The 13,858-nt window shown below is 47.3% G+C and carries 10 protein-coding genes; all 10 read right to left on the bottom strand.

All coding sequences use genetic code 11. The features are described 5' to 3' along the window. The 10 genes from C6P39_RS06715 to C6P39_RS06765 all read right to left on the bottom strand — a co-directional run bounded on the left by C6P39_RS06715 (nucleotide 1) and on the right by C6P39_RS06765 (nucleotide 13,717). Nucleotides 1–648 (bottom strand): response regulator transcription factor, encoded by a 648-nt coding sequence (locus C6P39_RS06715; protein ID WP_095175614.1) that lies wholly within the window; start codon nucleotides 646–648, stop codon nucleotides 1–3. A gap of 17 nt (nucleotides 649–665) precedes the next feature. Next, nucleotides 666–1,223, bottom strand: coding sequence for a hypothetical protein (locus tag C6P39_RS06720; RefSeq protein ID WP_104803229.1), 558 nt, complete (start codon nucleotides 1,221–1,223; stop codon nucleotides 666–668). A gap of 283 nt (nucleotides 1,224–1,506) precedes the next feature. Continuing rightward, nucleotides 1,507–2,553, bottom strand: a complete 1,047-nt coding sequence (locus C6P39_RS06725; protein ID WP_104803230.1) for a DUF4340 domain-containing protein — start codon at nucleotides 2,551–2,553, stop codon at nucleotides 1,507–1,509. A 16-nt stretch (nucleotides 2,554–2,569) separates the two neighbouring features. Further along, on the bottom strand, nucleotides 2,570–4,690 hold the full coding sequence (locus C6P39_RS06730; RefSeq protein WP_104803231.1) for a glycoside hydrolase family 3 C-terminal domain-containing protein: 2,121 nt from the start codon (nucleotides 4,688–4,690) through the stop codon (nucleotides 2,570–2,572). 268 nt (nucleotides 4,691–4,958) lie between these two features. Then, entirely contained in the window at nucleotides 4,959–6,524 is a 1,566-nt protein-coding gene (locus tag C6P39_RS06735) for a response regulator transcription factor (protein WP_095175618.1), read from the bottom strand. Beyond that, entirely contained in the window at nucleotides 6,517–8,307 is a 1,791-nt protein-coding gene (locus C6P39_RS06740) for a sensor histidine kinase (protein ID WP_095175619.1), read from the bottom strand. Before C6P39_RS06740 ends, C6P39_RS06735 begins: the two co-directional genes overlap by 8 nt. A 287-nt stretch (nucleotides 8,308–8,594) precedes the next feature. Further along, a complete protein-coding gene (locus tag C6P39_RS06750) occupies nucleotides 8,595–9,443 on the bottom strand; it encodes a carbohydrate ABC transporter permease (protein ID WP_065544381.1) in 849 nt (282 codons plus the stop codon). Nucleotides 9,444–9,447: 4 nt separating this feature from the next. Further along, complete coding sequence (locus tag C6P39_RS06755) at nucleotides 9,448–10,350, bottom strand: carbohydrate ABC transporter permease (RefSeq protein ID WP_065544380.1); 903 nt, start codon at nucleotides 10,348–10,350, stop codon at nucleotides 9,448–9,450. A 372-nt stretch (nucleotides 10,351–10,722) separates the two neighbouring features. Beyond that, the gene (locus C6P39_RS06760; protein WP_104803233.1) at nucleotides 10,723–12,090 is read right to left on the bottom strand and encodes an extracellular solute-binding protein; all 1,368 of its coding nucleotides are present in this window, start codon (nucleotides 12,088–12,090) and stop codon (nucleotides 10,723–10,725) included. Nucleotides 12,091–12,337: 247 nt separating this feature from the next. Next, nucleotides 12,338–13,717, bottom strand: a complete 1,380-nt coding sequence (locus tag C6P39_RS06765) for an extracellular solute-binding protein (RefSeq protein WP_104803234.1) — start codon at nucleotides 13,715–13,717, stop codon at nucleotides 12,338–12,340. Between the last annotated feature and the right edge of the window lie 141 nt (nucleotides 13,718–13,858).

The raw sequence follows: 13,858 nt of genomic DNA on the forward strand, positions 1-13,858 counted from the left end.
TCATATCTCCAGTCTATATCCGTATTTAAAAACGGTCCTGATATAGCTCTCCAACCCCAGTTTTTTCCGGATCCTCTGGATATGGACATCCACAGTCCTGTCATCTCCGAAATAGTCCATTCCCCAGGCCATATCCAGAAGCTGGTTTCTGGAAAGCGCTATATTCCGGTTGACCAGAAGTACCCTAAGAAGCTCAAACTCCCGGTTGGTAAGCTCCACATCTGCCCCTGCTTTTGTGACCTTGTGCCTCTCTATATCTACCCTCACGTCATGAATGGCAAAAATTTTTTCTTCCCTGTGGAACCTTCTGAGCACTACCTGAACCCTGGCAACCAGCTCCTCCATGGCAAACGGCTTCACTATATAATCCTCCGCGCCGCTGTTCAGTCCCTTAACCCGGTCTGTCACTTCGTCCCTGGCTGTCACATAGATGACCGGAACGTCACCTATTTGTTCCATCACCTGAAATCCGTCCTTATCCGGAAGGTTAATATCCAGGAGCACTAGATCCGGTCTCTCCTTTTTCACTGCCCTGAGTGCTTCCCTGCCGGTGTATGCCTGAGAACATTTGTGCCCCGTCATAGCCAGAGTTCTTTTCATCAGTTCATTTATGGCCTGCTCGTCTTCCACTATTAAAATATCTGCCATTTGTTTCTGCCTTTCTGTCAGTTTTTCGGATGCTCCGAAGTGTCATAAGCAATCTCGCCTATAGCCACCAGATCCTCTGCCGTCAAATCTTTTATCCGGGCACTTTCCGCATGCAGCCCATGCTCCCGGCAATAGGACTCAAGGACCTGCTTTCCGCCGTCAAAAGCGTAGACATCACCAATATAAGTTTCCAGTGAGTCCATTCCCTCTCCCTTTTCTGCCAGAAGGGGCTTTTCCCCCATCTCATCCAGAAGCCAGAGCGCTTCCTCATAATTTCTCATCTCGCGGGTTATGTCTTTCATGGTGGCGCTGTTGGGATCCAGGCCGTATTTTTCACACACCTGCTTCACAATATCCTGATTCTCCACGGTTTCTTTGTACAGCGTATCTTCATCCCAGGGTATATAAACTGCTTGCTCCTCCTGTGACAACTTCTCCTCTGCCGTCTCCTTTACCTGCTTCTCTGCCGCATTCTGTCCGTAAACCGCCAGAGTCCCCGCTGCTGCAGTGACGCACAGAGCTGCCGCCACCGCTACGGCTGCGGTCTTATGCTGTTTTAATTTTTTACGCATCATCTTGATTCCTCCTCTTTTTCAAAACCTGTCTTATAACAATTTTCTTTTACATTTACAGCATAAGCGCTCTATGTTGCAGAGTTATTACAGGGAAAAAACGAATTTGTTTTTTAACTATAGCAGTCAGGGAAGGATTTTTCAAGAGCCGGGAAGAACGGATATCTCACAAAAAAGAACCATGCCGCATGACTCTCTATCTGCAGCATGATTCTTTTTTCGTAACTATTCCGTAGGTCTGCGCCTTCACTGCGCTGACCGTAACTTTTTTCTTTATTTCATATGATCAAAACGCTTTTTTTATCTGCTCTGTCAGTGCATCCACATCCGCGGATCTCACCAGAAAATGTTCACTGCCGTTAATGGAAATACTGTCATAGGTATCATCATAGGAATAATATACCATCTCCACTTGGGGGGCATCCTCCGTATTTCTATGATACACCACACGCAGCTTCTCTTCCCTGTCACCTTCCGGCTGGCTGCCTTCCTCTATCTCGGAATCCAGCATCACAGTTAAAAGGGCCTGATAGACATCCGTAAACTCCTCTTTTTCCACTTTCTTCCCGTTCATCTTATACCGGTCCTGGTCCGGTTCCATGGTGTATGTTTTGCCGCCTGTCCGGATCTCCACGCTTTCCACAGTCTCGATATTTATGAGAGCCGGGACTTTCAGGATGTAGTCAAAAGGATTCAATCCGTAAACAGCGTCCAGCAGAGCGGAGGGAACTCTGTACACAGCATCTTCATATCCCTCCACAGCCGCGTAACGGTTTCCTTCCCCGTCCGCACCGCCTATGAGAAGCGTTGCTGTACTGTCTGCATATTTTGTCTGTTTGGCTGTATCCGCATCCTGGGTATTTACAAAGTCAATGGTGATTTTTGTGGAGGTACCTGCAATGCCTGTATCCACCCCGTCTTCCACTGCCACGGGAGAAGTCAGATCCATCTCTTTCAGCATGTCAAACAGAGTGTACATAGTCTCTGTATTGACTGTTGCGATCTCATCATAGGGATTCAGTATTTCCCAATAGTCAAAATCCATTTTATAATCAGCAGGCTCCTTGGACAGATTGAAGATCTCCGTACCCTCCTGTACAAGCACAAGTCTGCGGACTCCGTCTGAGATGAACTGAGGATGTTCTGACACTGTCATCCCGGGCTTCTCTTCTGCGGATCTTACTTCACTTTTCCCTTTTTTCGTCTCTGTCTTTTCCGTCTTCTCCTGGGAGGAAGTCTTCGCTTTGGTCTCCTGGCCGCAGCCGGACAGTACCCCGGCTGTCAAGGATGAGACAATACCCAAAAGCAACAGTTTCCGTAAAATTTTCCTCATATCCATCTCTCCTGTCTTATATGTTTAAATCCAGTTCCACTGGTCTTCGTCCTGTCAGTTTCTCACTTCTCGCATCCGGCTGGGAGGTTCCCGCAAACAGTTTAAAGTGTCTGCTGTCAACGCGGCGTTCACCATTCTCATCCACAACATTCATAGCTGCGCCGGCAACGGTAACTGTTATGGTCCTGCTCTCGCCTGCTGCCAGGGAGACACGTTTGAATGCGCACAGGCTGCAGTTGCGAACGGCCAGCGGGGATTCCATATCCTTGATATAGATCTGTACCACGTCCTCCGTTGCTGTGCTGCCGTCATTTTTCACTGTCAGCTTCACCTGAATATCTGACTGGGCGGTCACTTCCCCTGTGATCTCTGCATCCGTCACGTTCACGTCACCGTATGTAAGCCCGTATCCGAAGGGATAGAGTGCCTCTTTTTCCATGTAGCGGTATGTGCGGTTTTTCATGCTGTAATCCGTGAACTCCGGCATTCCTTCCAAATCTCTGTAGAATGTGATCGGAAGTTTTCCGGAAGGTGATACCTTGCCGAACAGCAGATCTGCCACTGCTTTTCCGCCTCTTGCCCCCGGATACCAGGCAAGAAGAATGCCATTGCAGTTTTCATCCGCATAATTCATATCTATGGCACTGCCTGCCATAAGCACTACGATGGTGGGTTTGCCCACTGCTGCCACTTTTTCAATGAGTTCCTCCTGTGCTTTCGGCAGATGAAGGTCATGTTTGTCACCGGACGCATCACTGTTTCCGGTATCTCCTTCTTCCCCTTCCAGCGTCTCATCCAGGCCTACACAGAGAATCACCACATCGCTGTGTTCTGCTGTAATGACAGCCTCTGAGATCCTGTCCTGGTTCCATGCCAGATTCTCCACTTTGTCTTTATACAGGTGGCAGCCCTCTGAATAGAGCACGCGCACGTCATCGCCCACCTCATCCTGGATGCCTTCCAGAACGGTAATATATCTGGAGGAAGTTCCGTGGTAGTTTCCAATGAGGGATGCACGGCTGTCCGCATTTGGTCCGATCACACCGATGGTCTTCAGTTTTGACTTGTCAAGAGGCAGGACACCGTCGTTCTTTAAAAGGACACAGCCCTTTCTTGCCATATCCAGGGCTTTCTCCACATGCTCTTTGCACTCAACCACTTCGTACGGAATATTGTCATACTCACTTCCGTCAAAAAGGCCTAAGAGGAAACGGGTCGTGAACAGTCTCTCGGCTGCCAGCGTGATATCCTCCTCTGTGATAAGGCCGTCTTCTATAGCGCCCAGCAGGTGCAGGTAGGTATTCCCGCAGTTTACATCACACCCTTTTTTCAGGGCAAGTGCAGCGGACTCTCTGGCATTTTTTGTGATCTTGTGGTTCTCGTGGAAATCCTTGATCGCCCAGCAGTCAGAAGTGAAATGTCCCTCAAAGTTCCATTTTCCCCTTAAAACATCTTCCATAAGGTAGGTATGGCCGCAGCAAGGCTCCCCGTTGGTCCGGTTGTAGGCACCCATGACAGATTCCACGTCCGCCTCTGTGACCAGAGCCTCGAAGGCCGGAAGGTATGTCTCCCACATGTCTTTCATGGTTGCCTCAGCGTCAAACTCATGGCGGATGGATTCCGGACCGCTGTGTACAGCGTAATGTTTAGCACAGGCAGCGGCTTTCATCACCTCACCGTCACCCTGGATACCCTCCACAAATCTCACACCCAGCCTGGAGGTCAGGTACGGGTCTTCACCGTATGTCTCATGGCCTCTTCCCCAGCGTGGATCACGGAAGATATTCACATTTGGTGACCAGAATGTCAGCCCTTTGTAGATATCCCTGTCTCCGTGTTTGGAATACTCATTATACTTTGCACGTCCCTCTGTGGCAATGATATCGCCCACTTTTTTCATCTCTTCATCGTCAAATACTGCTGCCATGCCAATGGCCTGCGGAAACATAGTAGCCACACCGGCTCTGGCAACACCGTGCAGGGCCTCATTCCAGTAATTGTAGGTGGGAACACCCAGGCGCTCCACTGGGGATGCGTCATACTTTAACTGGGATGCCTTCTCCATAAGTGTCATTTTAGACACCAGTTCTTTTGCTTTTTCTCTTGCAATGGCTCTCTCTTTTTTGTGGTCTCTCATTGATCGTTCTCCTTTAATTTTCTATTTTATATACCCTTCTGCAAAGGACGGCCTCGCAGCCTTTTTCTTCCTTCATCTTACACCATACCTGCCGAAACCGCATATACTTCTTTGCTGTCTCTTCCTCATTTTTTGCGCTTCTTTGCTGTGTACCGCATCCACACGCCAAAAAGGTATGGTACTTTTACCTATAGGCATAGTGTACCATACCTGCATCCCAACCGTAATAAAAAAAAGTTACTTCCTTCTATAAAATTCTTCCTTTCTTCTATACGTTATGCTGTATCTCCTCACGGTATTTTGTGGGGGATTTTCCTGTATGTTTCTTGAACGCCAGGGAGAAATAATTTGTGTCACGGTATCCCACCATCATGGCAATCTTTCCGGTCTTCATGCTGGTGGTCTCCAGCAGGGATTTTGCCTTTTCAATCCGTTTCCGCACAATATACTCATTACACCCCTCTTTTGTCACCCGCTTAAAAAGCCTGGAAAAATAGTTCGGCGTAATATACAGGCTGGCCGCAATATTGGATACCGACAGCTCCTCGGTCAAATGCTCGTCTATGTAATGCTTTGCCTTTGTTATGATCTCGTGAACATTCTCCTCCTCCTTGCCCAAAAGCTGGGAGATAAACATACGGGTCACCTCACAGGCCTCCTCCCGGTCTGCACAGATCAGGCTTTTGGAGAGGGAATCCAGCTTCCCTGACTCCACCTCCCCGGAATCTCCCATGTAGGAAAAATACAGGGCAGATGCGATCTCAAAGCAGTTTCTGCGCACCATGGCAGGTGAGAGATTATAGGACTGAGTGGCTTTTGAAAAGGTATTGAACGCTTTCATCACATAGTCCGTATTGCCCACATTGGCGCACATGATCCCTTTCAGCTCTGCGTAGATATCCCGGAAGATATCCGCCTTATTCTGGGCCCCGAAGGTCTGCACAATATCCCGGATCCCCTCTTTTTCGTTGTCCAAAAGAAAGCGGGCGTCATTGTAGGAGATAAACAGATTGGCAAATCCATGCACCGCACTTCCCACCACCATCTTGGGTTTGGCGTCAAATTCATCCTTCAGAATATCGGACAGCTCCTCAATGGCATCCAGGACCACGTCCCCGGTCTCTGCCTCGAACCAGGTAATGGCAATGGTTCCGTCGTCATCCGAGAATGTGATGCCTCTCTCCTGGGCATCCACCATGCCCATGCATACATTTTTCACTGACATAGCCTGGAAGTTCTCCTCCGTGGGCTGCTGGTTCATGTACAGGGTAGGCACGATCAGCATAAGCTTCAGATCCATCTCTGTATCAAAGTGATAATACTCCCTCAGATTATCCAGCAGATTGCCCATGTCCTCCCGCTTGTGCACCAGATTCCGCATGTAGTGCTCCAGTTCTGTCTGTTCTGCCGTTCCCTGGGTTCTCTGGAGAAGCCTTAAATTCTTTTCCTCGGCTTTCAGATCTTCCAGATAATTTACCTGCTTGCCCACAGCCCGCGCAAGCTCGTCCTCCTCTATGGGCTTCAGGAAAAAGTCCTGCACCTGCAGGCGGAGGCTCTGCCTTGCATACTCAAAGTTATCGTACCCTGTCAGCACGATCACCCTCAGCTCCGGTACGATCTTCCGGGCTGCCTCGATCAGCTCCAGCCCTGTCATCTCCGTCATCTGGATATCAGATATCATGATCTCCGGTTTCTTTTCCCTTATAATGCCCAGGGCTTCCTTGCCTGAGGCCGCGTCGTAAACTTCACTGATTCCAAGGCTCTCCCAGGGCAGCACTTTTTTCATGCCCAGGCGAATCATCTTTTCGTCATCCACAATCAATATTTTATACATGGATCATCTCTCCTCGTATGATACCGTCTTCTACTTGTGTCACATAAGGCAGGCGTATTTCCACTGTCACGCCGCCGGATTCATTTCTCAGATAATAAAGTCCGTACTCCTCTCCATAGAGAAGTTCAATCCTCTTGTTTACATTCCGCACACCATATCCAAAAGAATCATCATATTCTGAGAGATGCTGGTTCATCTCATCAATCTGCTGCTGACTCATACCCGTACCTGTGTCGGCCAGGGTGATAAGCACATCGCTGCTGCGTTTTCTAACTTTTAAAAACAGACTCCCTGTCTTGCCTTCCTTCACCTTGATCCCATGGTAAATGGAATTCTCCACCAATGGCTGCAGTGTCAGCTTGGGAATCATCACATCAAAAGCAGCTTCCTCCACATCAAACTCACTTCCGATTATATCATCATACCGCATATTCTGGATGATCAGATAATTCCGCACATGTTCCAGTTCCATCTTCAGCGGGATCACGTCATGGCCGCCGCTTAAACAGATACGGTAATATTTTGCCAGAGCTTTCACCAAAGTGGAGATCTCTTCATTGCCGTCCACCATGGCCTGCCAATGGATGCACTCCAGGGTATTGTACAGAAAATGAGGCTGTATCTGTGACTGGAGCGCATTGAAGCGGATCTGCTCAATCTGATGCTGCTCCATTTTCACCTGCTCCATAAGTACCAGGATCTCCTCCATCATGGAATTGAACCCAACTGCCAGCTTGGTAAAGTCCTCTCCCATATGCTCCACATTAATGCGGGTCTTCAATGAGCCGGAAGCCACGTCATCCATTTTCCGCACCACCTTATCCAGGGGGCGGTATACCTTGCTGATGATCCTCTTAACCACCAGAAGACTCACAGTGAGCAGGAACAAGAGGATAAATGCCATGAAGAAAATGGTCCGAATACTAGACTTATAAAGCTCCATCATGGGCACGCTGCTCACCACATAGAACCGCCAGTTGGAAACCTTCTGGTAAATATACAGCCTCCCGTCCATACTGAAGGTTCCTGATTTTTCCTTCATTTTCGGGATAAAGTCCACATTGGTGCCGACCTTTTCCTTATCCCTGGCGGAGATCAGCATCCCGTCCGTGTCCACTACCATGGATTCCAGCCTTTTTGAGCTGTCATACTCCAGGATCTGCTGCAGACTTGGGTCCGTAAAATTCATACAGAGAAGCCCCAGTTCCCCCAGCACCCGGTTGGTGTCATAGATGGGAAAATAAATATTCAGGGTGTATCTGCTGCCGTTATAATAGGCATTGTTAAAACACATCTTGATGGAGCTGTCCTGCACGGTCTTGCACTGCTGGGAGTCATGGGAATAAACCTGTGTAAACTGTGCTGCCGAGATAGCGATCTGCCCTTTGTATATGTAATCATCCGGGGATTTTCCCACAACCGCAATAAAATTCATATCCGAATGCATATTGGAGATACTTGAAAGAATGTTGTAGGCACTGCTTTTAAGTCCGCCGCTCTCTTTTGAATAATTGGCTGCCTTCAGATACTGCTGTATAGACGTATCCATGACGGTTGCAATGGCAAGCGTTTTGTAATTGTCCAGAGAACTTTTGAAGTTTTCAGCCGTGGTGCTGTTCTGGGCCTGCAGCAGTTCTATGGACTGCTGCTTCATGGACGTCACAGAGGATATGGTGGACACCACCAGAACGATCAGTGTGGTGGCTATAATGGAAACGGTCACAAGAAGCTGCATCTTTTTGTCAAATTTCCACCGGCTTATTTTTTCCATCCACTTTTTCATACGTGTTACCGCCCTTCTGCTGTTTTCTAATTTTTATCATACCATGTCCCACAGCCATACGGCAATTCTCATTAACTGGAAAAAGCGTTATTGTACACTCCGTGTCCAGTAACACGCTTCGGGATGCACAGATATGGGGGCATTCTGCCCCATATCGCGCTGGCTGCCTCGGGATTTTCATGCTTCCGGCATGAAAATGCCTCCCGGTACAGTGGCCTGTGTACCGTAACAGAAAAAGCTGCCGCCTGGATAACGAATCCGGCAGCAGCTTTGAAGTCACAGCATACTCATCCTTTTACGGCACCTGCTGTCATACCTTTCACCAGTTTATCCTGGAAAATGATAAACATGATGATCATAGGCAGAAGCGTCAGTGTCAGAACTGCCATGATCATAGGGGTGTTCATGGAATACTGGCCCTGGAATTCCCAGATTGCCAGAGGCAGGGTACGGTTTGCGGAAGACTGTGTCAGTGTATAGGCAAAGGAGAACTCATTCCACATATTTACACCGTTATAAATTGCCAGTGTGGCAAGGCCGGGCTTTGCCAGCGGAAGGATCATGGAGAAAAACATCTGAATCTTGCCGCAGCCGTCAATCTCGGCGGACTCTTCAATCTCCCGCGGTATCTCTTTCATAAAGCTGGTCAGAATGAACACGGAAATAGGAACCGCAAAGGCAATATATGGTCCGATCAGTGCCCAGATACTGTCATACAGGCCTGTGCTCTTTGCCATTTTGAATACCGGGATCAAGGTGATATGGACCGGTATGGACATACATGCCACGATCAGCGCATAGATCGGATTAGCCAGTTTAAACTTAAACCTTGCCAGCGGGTAGGATGCACAGGCTGCGATGAACAGCAGCAGGATCAGGGAGATGGCAAGCACGATCACACTGTTCTTGAAATAGGTACCGAATCCGCCTTTCAACACTTCCGTGTAGTTGCTCCAGTTCAGGCTGTCAGGAAGCTGGAAGACACCTTTTGTCAGCATCTCAAACTTCTCTTTGAAGGAGTTCAAAACCATAAATACAAAGGGCATAAAGGATACGGCCAGCCAGAAGATCGCCAGGATAAAGGCAACGGTCCAAGCTGTTACGCTTTTTGCTTTACTCTTTTTATAACTATCCATTTTTTCAGTCCTCCTTCTTTCCATTTAACAACTTCATGGTGATCAGGGATACCATACTGATCAGGATAAACATGCCGCCGGCCACTGCGGAACCATAACCCATATTGAAGGTCTTAAAGGATTGTTTGTACATATAGGTGGCCATCAACTCTGTGGAAGTTCCCGGCCCGCCGCCGGTCATTACATAGATCAGATCAAAGTATTTCAGGGAACCGACCATGGAGAGGATCGCTGCACTTTTCATGGATGGGACCAGAAGGGGAAGTGCGATCCTCCAGAAATACTGTCCTCTGGTAGCTCCGTCGATTCTGGCTGCTTCAAATACATCATAAGGTATATTGGTAAATGCCGCCATAAAATAAACCATATAGAACGGGGTAAACTGCCAGCAGATAACCATGATAACTGTCAGGAGAGCCGTCTTGGGATTGCCCAGCAGGTCAATGTTTCCGCCTCCGAACCAGCCTGAAATTGTGCTTACCAGACCGCCGTTTGTTGCCAGTGCATATGTAAAAAGAAAACCGATCGCAACTGATGACATTAACAGGGGAATGAACCAAACTACTTTAAACGGTGTCAGTTTCTTTCCGCCGAAATCCAGGAATGTTGCCAGTGCAAGACCGATGGGGATCTGGATACAGATGGAAAGAACCATTATGATAACATTGTTCTTGAACGCGATCCAAAAACTGGTGTCAGCAATTAACTTTTTCCAGTTTCCAATACCGATAAATTTCTTAGCTGCAGAGATTCCGTTCCACTGATAACCGCTTGTGATAAAGGTATCCACGATTGGGTAAAAAATAAATACAACTAGTAAAACAGTTACCGGTGCCAGAAAAAGCGCCGCAACTTTTCGTGTGTTTCTCTGTCTTAACTGTGCCAGAGAAATACCATTTTCCTTCATAATAGAAGCCCTCCTTTTTGTTTCTTAACACGTAACTGTTCAGTACCCTCACCGTTACAGGCAATAATCCATGCAGGATCGCCTTTGGCGATGGGATTTTTGCTTGGCTGCAAAATGCTTTCTTACGGTCAGCGCAGTGAATGCGCAGACCTGCTGAATAGTTACCTTAACACTTTCTTTTCTTATTATATATACTAGCAAACAGACTGCTGAAAAGACATAGAACAATCTACGCATTATCTATAAATATCTGCCTTTTAAAGAACATAAATTTATAGAAAAAACAGATGCTTGGGCACAGGCCCCTCCATATGCGGAAGGTAAAAAAGCGCCCTGTCCGCAGAGGACAGAGCGCATTTTTAACGGTAGGTTTTACTCGGCTTTTGTGCTTAAATAGTCATCCATTGCAGTCTGCATAGAGTCCTGAGCCTCCTGAGGAGTCATGGTCAGACCAAACACTTCCTGTAATCCGTCAAGATGAGCCGTTGCAACTGCCGGCGGCAGATACTGGTCATACCAGAGCTGGATCTCCGGAGCATTGTTTGCTGTCTCAACGATCTTTTTAGCAACCGGGTCCGTGATCTTATCTTCAATTCCTTTTACCGGCGGAATCTTGCCTTTTTCAATTTCAAAGTCAATCACTTCATCGGACAGATGTGCTTCTGCACATTCAAAAGCTGCTGCCAGCTTGTCGCCTTCACAGTTGAATGTGATGAACTGGTCACCTACAGTACCGATCTGGATGTTTGCATCTGCATCGGAACCCTCGATGGCCGGGAATGGGAACCAGTCAATTTTCTGGTAGAACTCTTCGCTGTCGGAGGAGAAAGTACCTGTATACCAGGAACCGCACAGCAGCATGCCTGCTGTCTCCTGATACATCAGCTGTTTTGCCTGTCCGTCATCTTCACTCAGAGAGTTTACACCTTCCGGGAAATACCCTGCATTGACCCATTCCTGGATCTTTTCTCCAGCTTTGATGAAGCAGTCATCCGTAAATTTACCCTCGCCTGCAACTGCTTTCTGGAATGGTTCCAGTCCACCGTAGCGTGCCGCAAGGCTCATAAAATACATGGAACCTGTCCATTTGGAACCGTTAGCCAGAGCAAACGGAGTGATGCCGTTGTCTTTCAGTGTCTTACAGATGTTCTCTAAGTCACCGAGGGTTTTCGGCTCTGAAAGTCCGTATTTCTCAAATATTTCTTTGTTGTAGAATATACCTGCAAGAGATACGTTCTGGTAAGGAACTGCGTACACATGGTCATTGTATGTAGCCTGTGAAACGGCTGCGTCCATGAGTTTATCCTTAATATCAGATGCGTTGAACAGGTCATCAATAGGCTGTCCAAAACCGGAATCTATATATTCATACATAGGACCACCGGACCAGTTAGAATACATATCCGGGCACTCACCTGAGCTCATGGCAACTACCAGTTTTTCTTTGTAGGTATCATTCTGGGTGGGTACTACTGTAACGGTATAACCTGATTCTGTCTCGGAATTGAATTTGTCTACTGCTTTTGCAATAACATCCTTATCCGGGCTTTCTGTTCCGATATTCCAATAGACGATCTCTTTGCTGTCATCACCGGAATCTTTTGTTTCTGCTGCTTTCTCGCCTGTAGAATCACTTTCACCTGCACTGCTGTTCCCGCCGTCGCTGCCGCATGCACAGAGTGATGCTGCCATGAGAGCTGTCATAGAAAGAGTAACCAGTTTTGCCATTCTTTTTTTCATACTTTTCCTCCTTAAAATGAAATACGTGATTTTGCTTTATGCATTATATCATAGCCTTCTTTTTGCCTAATAACCATAAAATAAAGTGTCCACATTATATAATATTCTTACCTGAACTGCAGATTATTTATATAGTTTTTCCCACTGGGAACAAAAGAATCCCTCTGAAAAGGGAAAAGCCGACAATGAAAATCTCCCACTGCCGGCTTTCTGCCCAAATCCAATATTCTTCTTTATACTGAGATGATCATTCCTCGCCTTGGCTGCTGTTGTACTCGTCCATTACCTTCTGCAGCTCTTTATTGGCCTCCTCAGGTGTCATGGTAAGTCCGAACAATTCCTGGCACGTATCTTTATGTGCCTCTGACACTACCGGCGGCAGATACTGGTCATACCAAAGCTGTACGGAAGACGCATTTGTGGCAGCTTCCAGAATCTGCTGGCTGACCGGATCTGTGATCATTTCTTTTACTTTTTTCAAAGGAGGAATCTTTCCGTTCTCTACCATGAAATCCAATTCCTCCTCATCATAATAGTAACTTGCCATCTCAAAAGCCGCATCCAGTTTCTCGCCTGTGCAGTTGAAGGTGAGGAATGCGTCACCGATGGTACCGATGATGATAGAAGCATCTGCGGAGGAACCGTCAACTGCCGGGAACGGGAACCATCCTAATTTATTATAGAACTCTTCGCTGTCCTGTTTAATGGTGCCTGTATACCAGGAACCGATACAGGTCATAGCTGCCTTATCCTGATATAACAGCTGTTTGCCCTGTCCGTCATCCTCACTGAGAGAGTTTACACCTTCCGGGAAGTATCCTTTTTTGACCCATTCCTGAATCTTTTCTCCGGCATAGACAAAGCTCTCATCCTCAAAAGTCCCCTCTCCGGAAACCGCTTTCTGGAATGGCTCCAGACCGCCGTAGCGGGTAGCTAGATTCATAAAGTACATAGAGCCTGTCCATTTGGAGGCATTGGCAAGGGCAAAGGGAGTGATGCCGTTCTCCGTCAAGGTATCACATACCTTTTCCAGTTCACTTACCGTTGTAGGGACTTCCAGGTTATACTGCTCAAACATTTCCTTGTTGTAGTATATACCGGAGATCGCTATGTTCAATACCGGGAGTCCGTATACCTTTCCATTATAAGTTCCCTGTTCCAGGGCTGCATCCATAAGCACATCATTTAAATTATATTTCTCTATATACGCATCAAGGGGCTGGCCGAATCCTGCTTCCACGTACTCGATCATAGGGCCGCCGGACCAGGTCTGATAAATGTCAGGGCACTCACCTGAACTTACCGCTACCACCAGCTTTTCTTTATAGGTATCGTTTTGAGTGGGAACGTAAGTCACCTGATACCCTGTCTCCTTTCCCTTTCCGTCATTGTACTTGTCAATGGCATAATTCCAAATGCTCTTGTCCGGGTCTTCTGTGCCGTTAGCCCACATTATAATTTCTTTGTCCCCGTCTTCGCTGTCGGACGACGCAGTACCCTCTTCCTTTTTCGTCTCATCCCCAGCGTTGCTTTTGTCATCTCCTCCGTTGGAACCGCACGCACCGAGAGCTGCTGCCATAAGTACGGACATGGAAATTGCCGCCAGTTTCATCATCCTTCTCTTCATAGTCTTACCTCCTAGCATTATCTAATATGAACTGATATTATGGTCTTATCATAGCATTCGTTGTGCGTATTTCCCATTTAATAAAGTGTTCTTCTTCTATAATATTCTTACATCTTGTGTAACTGTTCCGTCCCCTCACAG

Origin of the sequence: Blautia marasmi (assembly GCF_900258535.1) — a bacterium.
GTDB classification, from domain to species: Bacteria; Bacillota; Clostridia; order Lachnospirales; family Lachnospiraceae; genus Blautia; species Blautia hominis.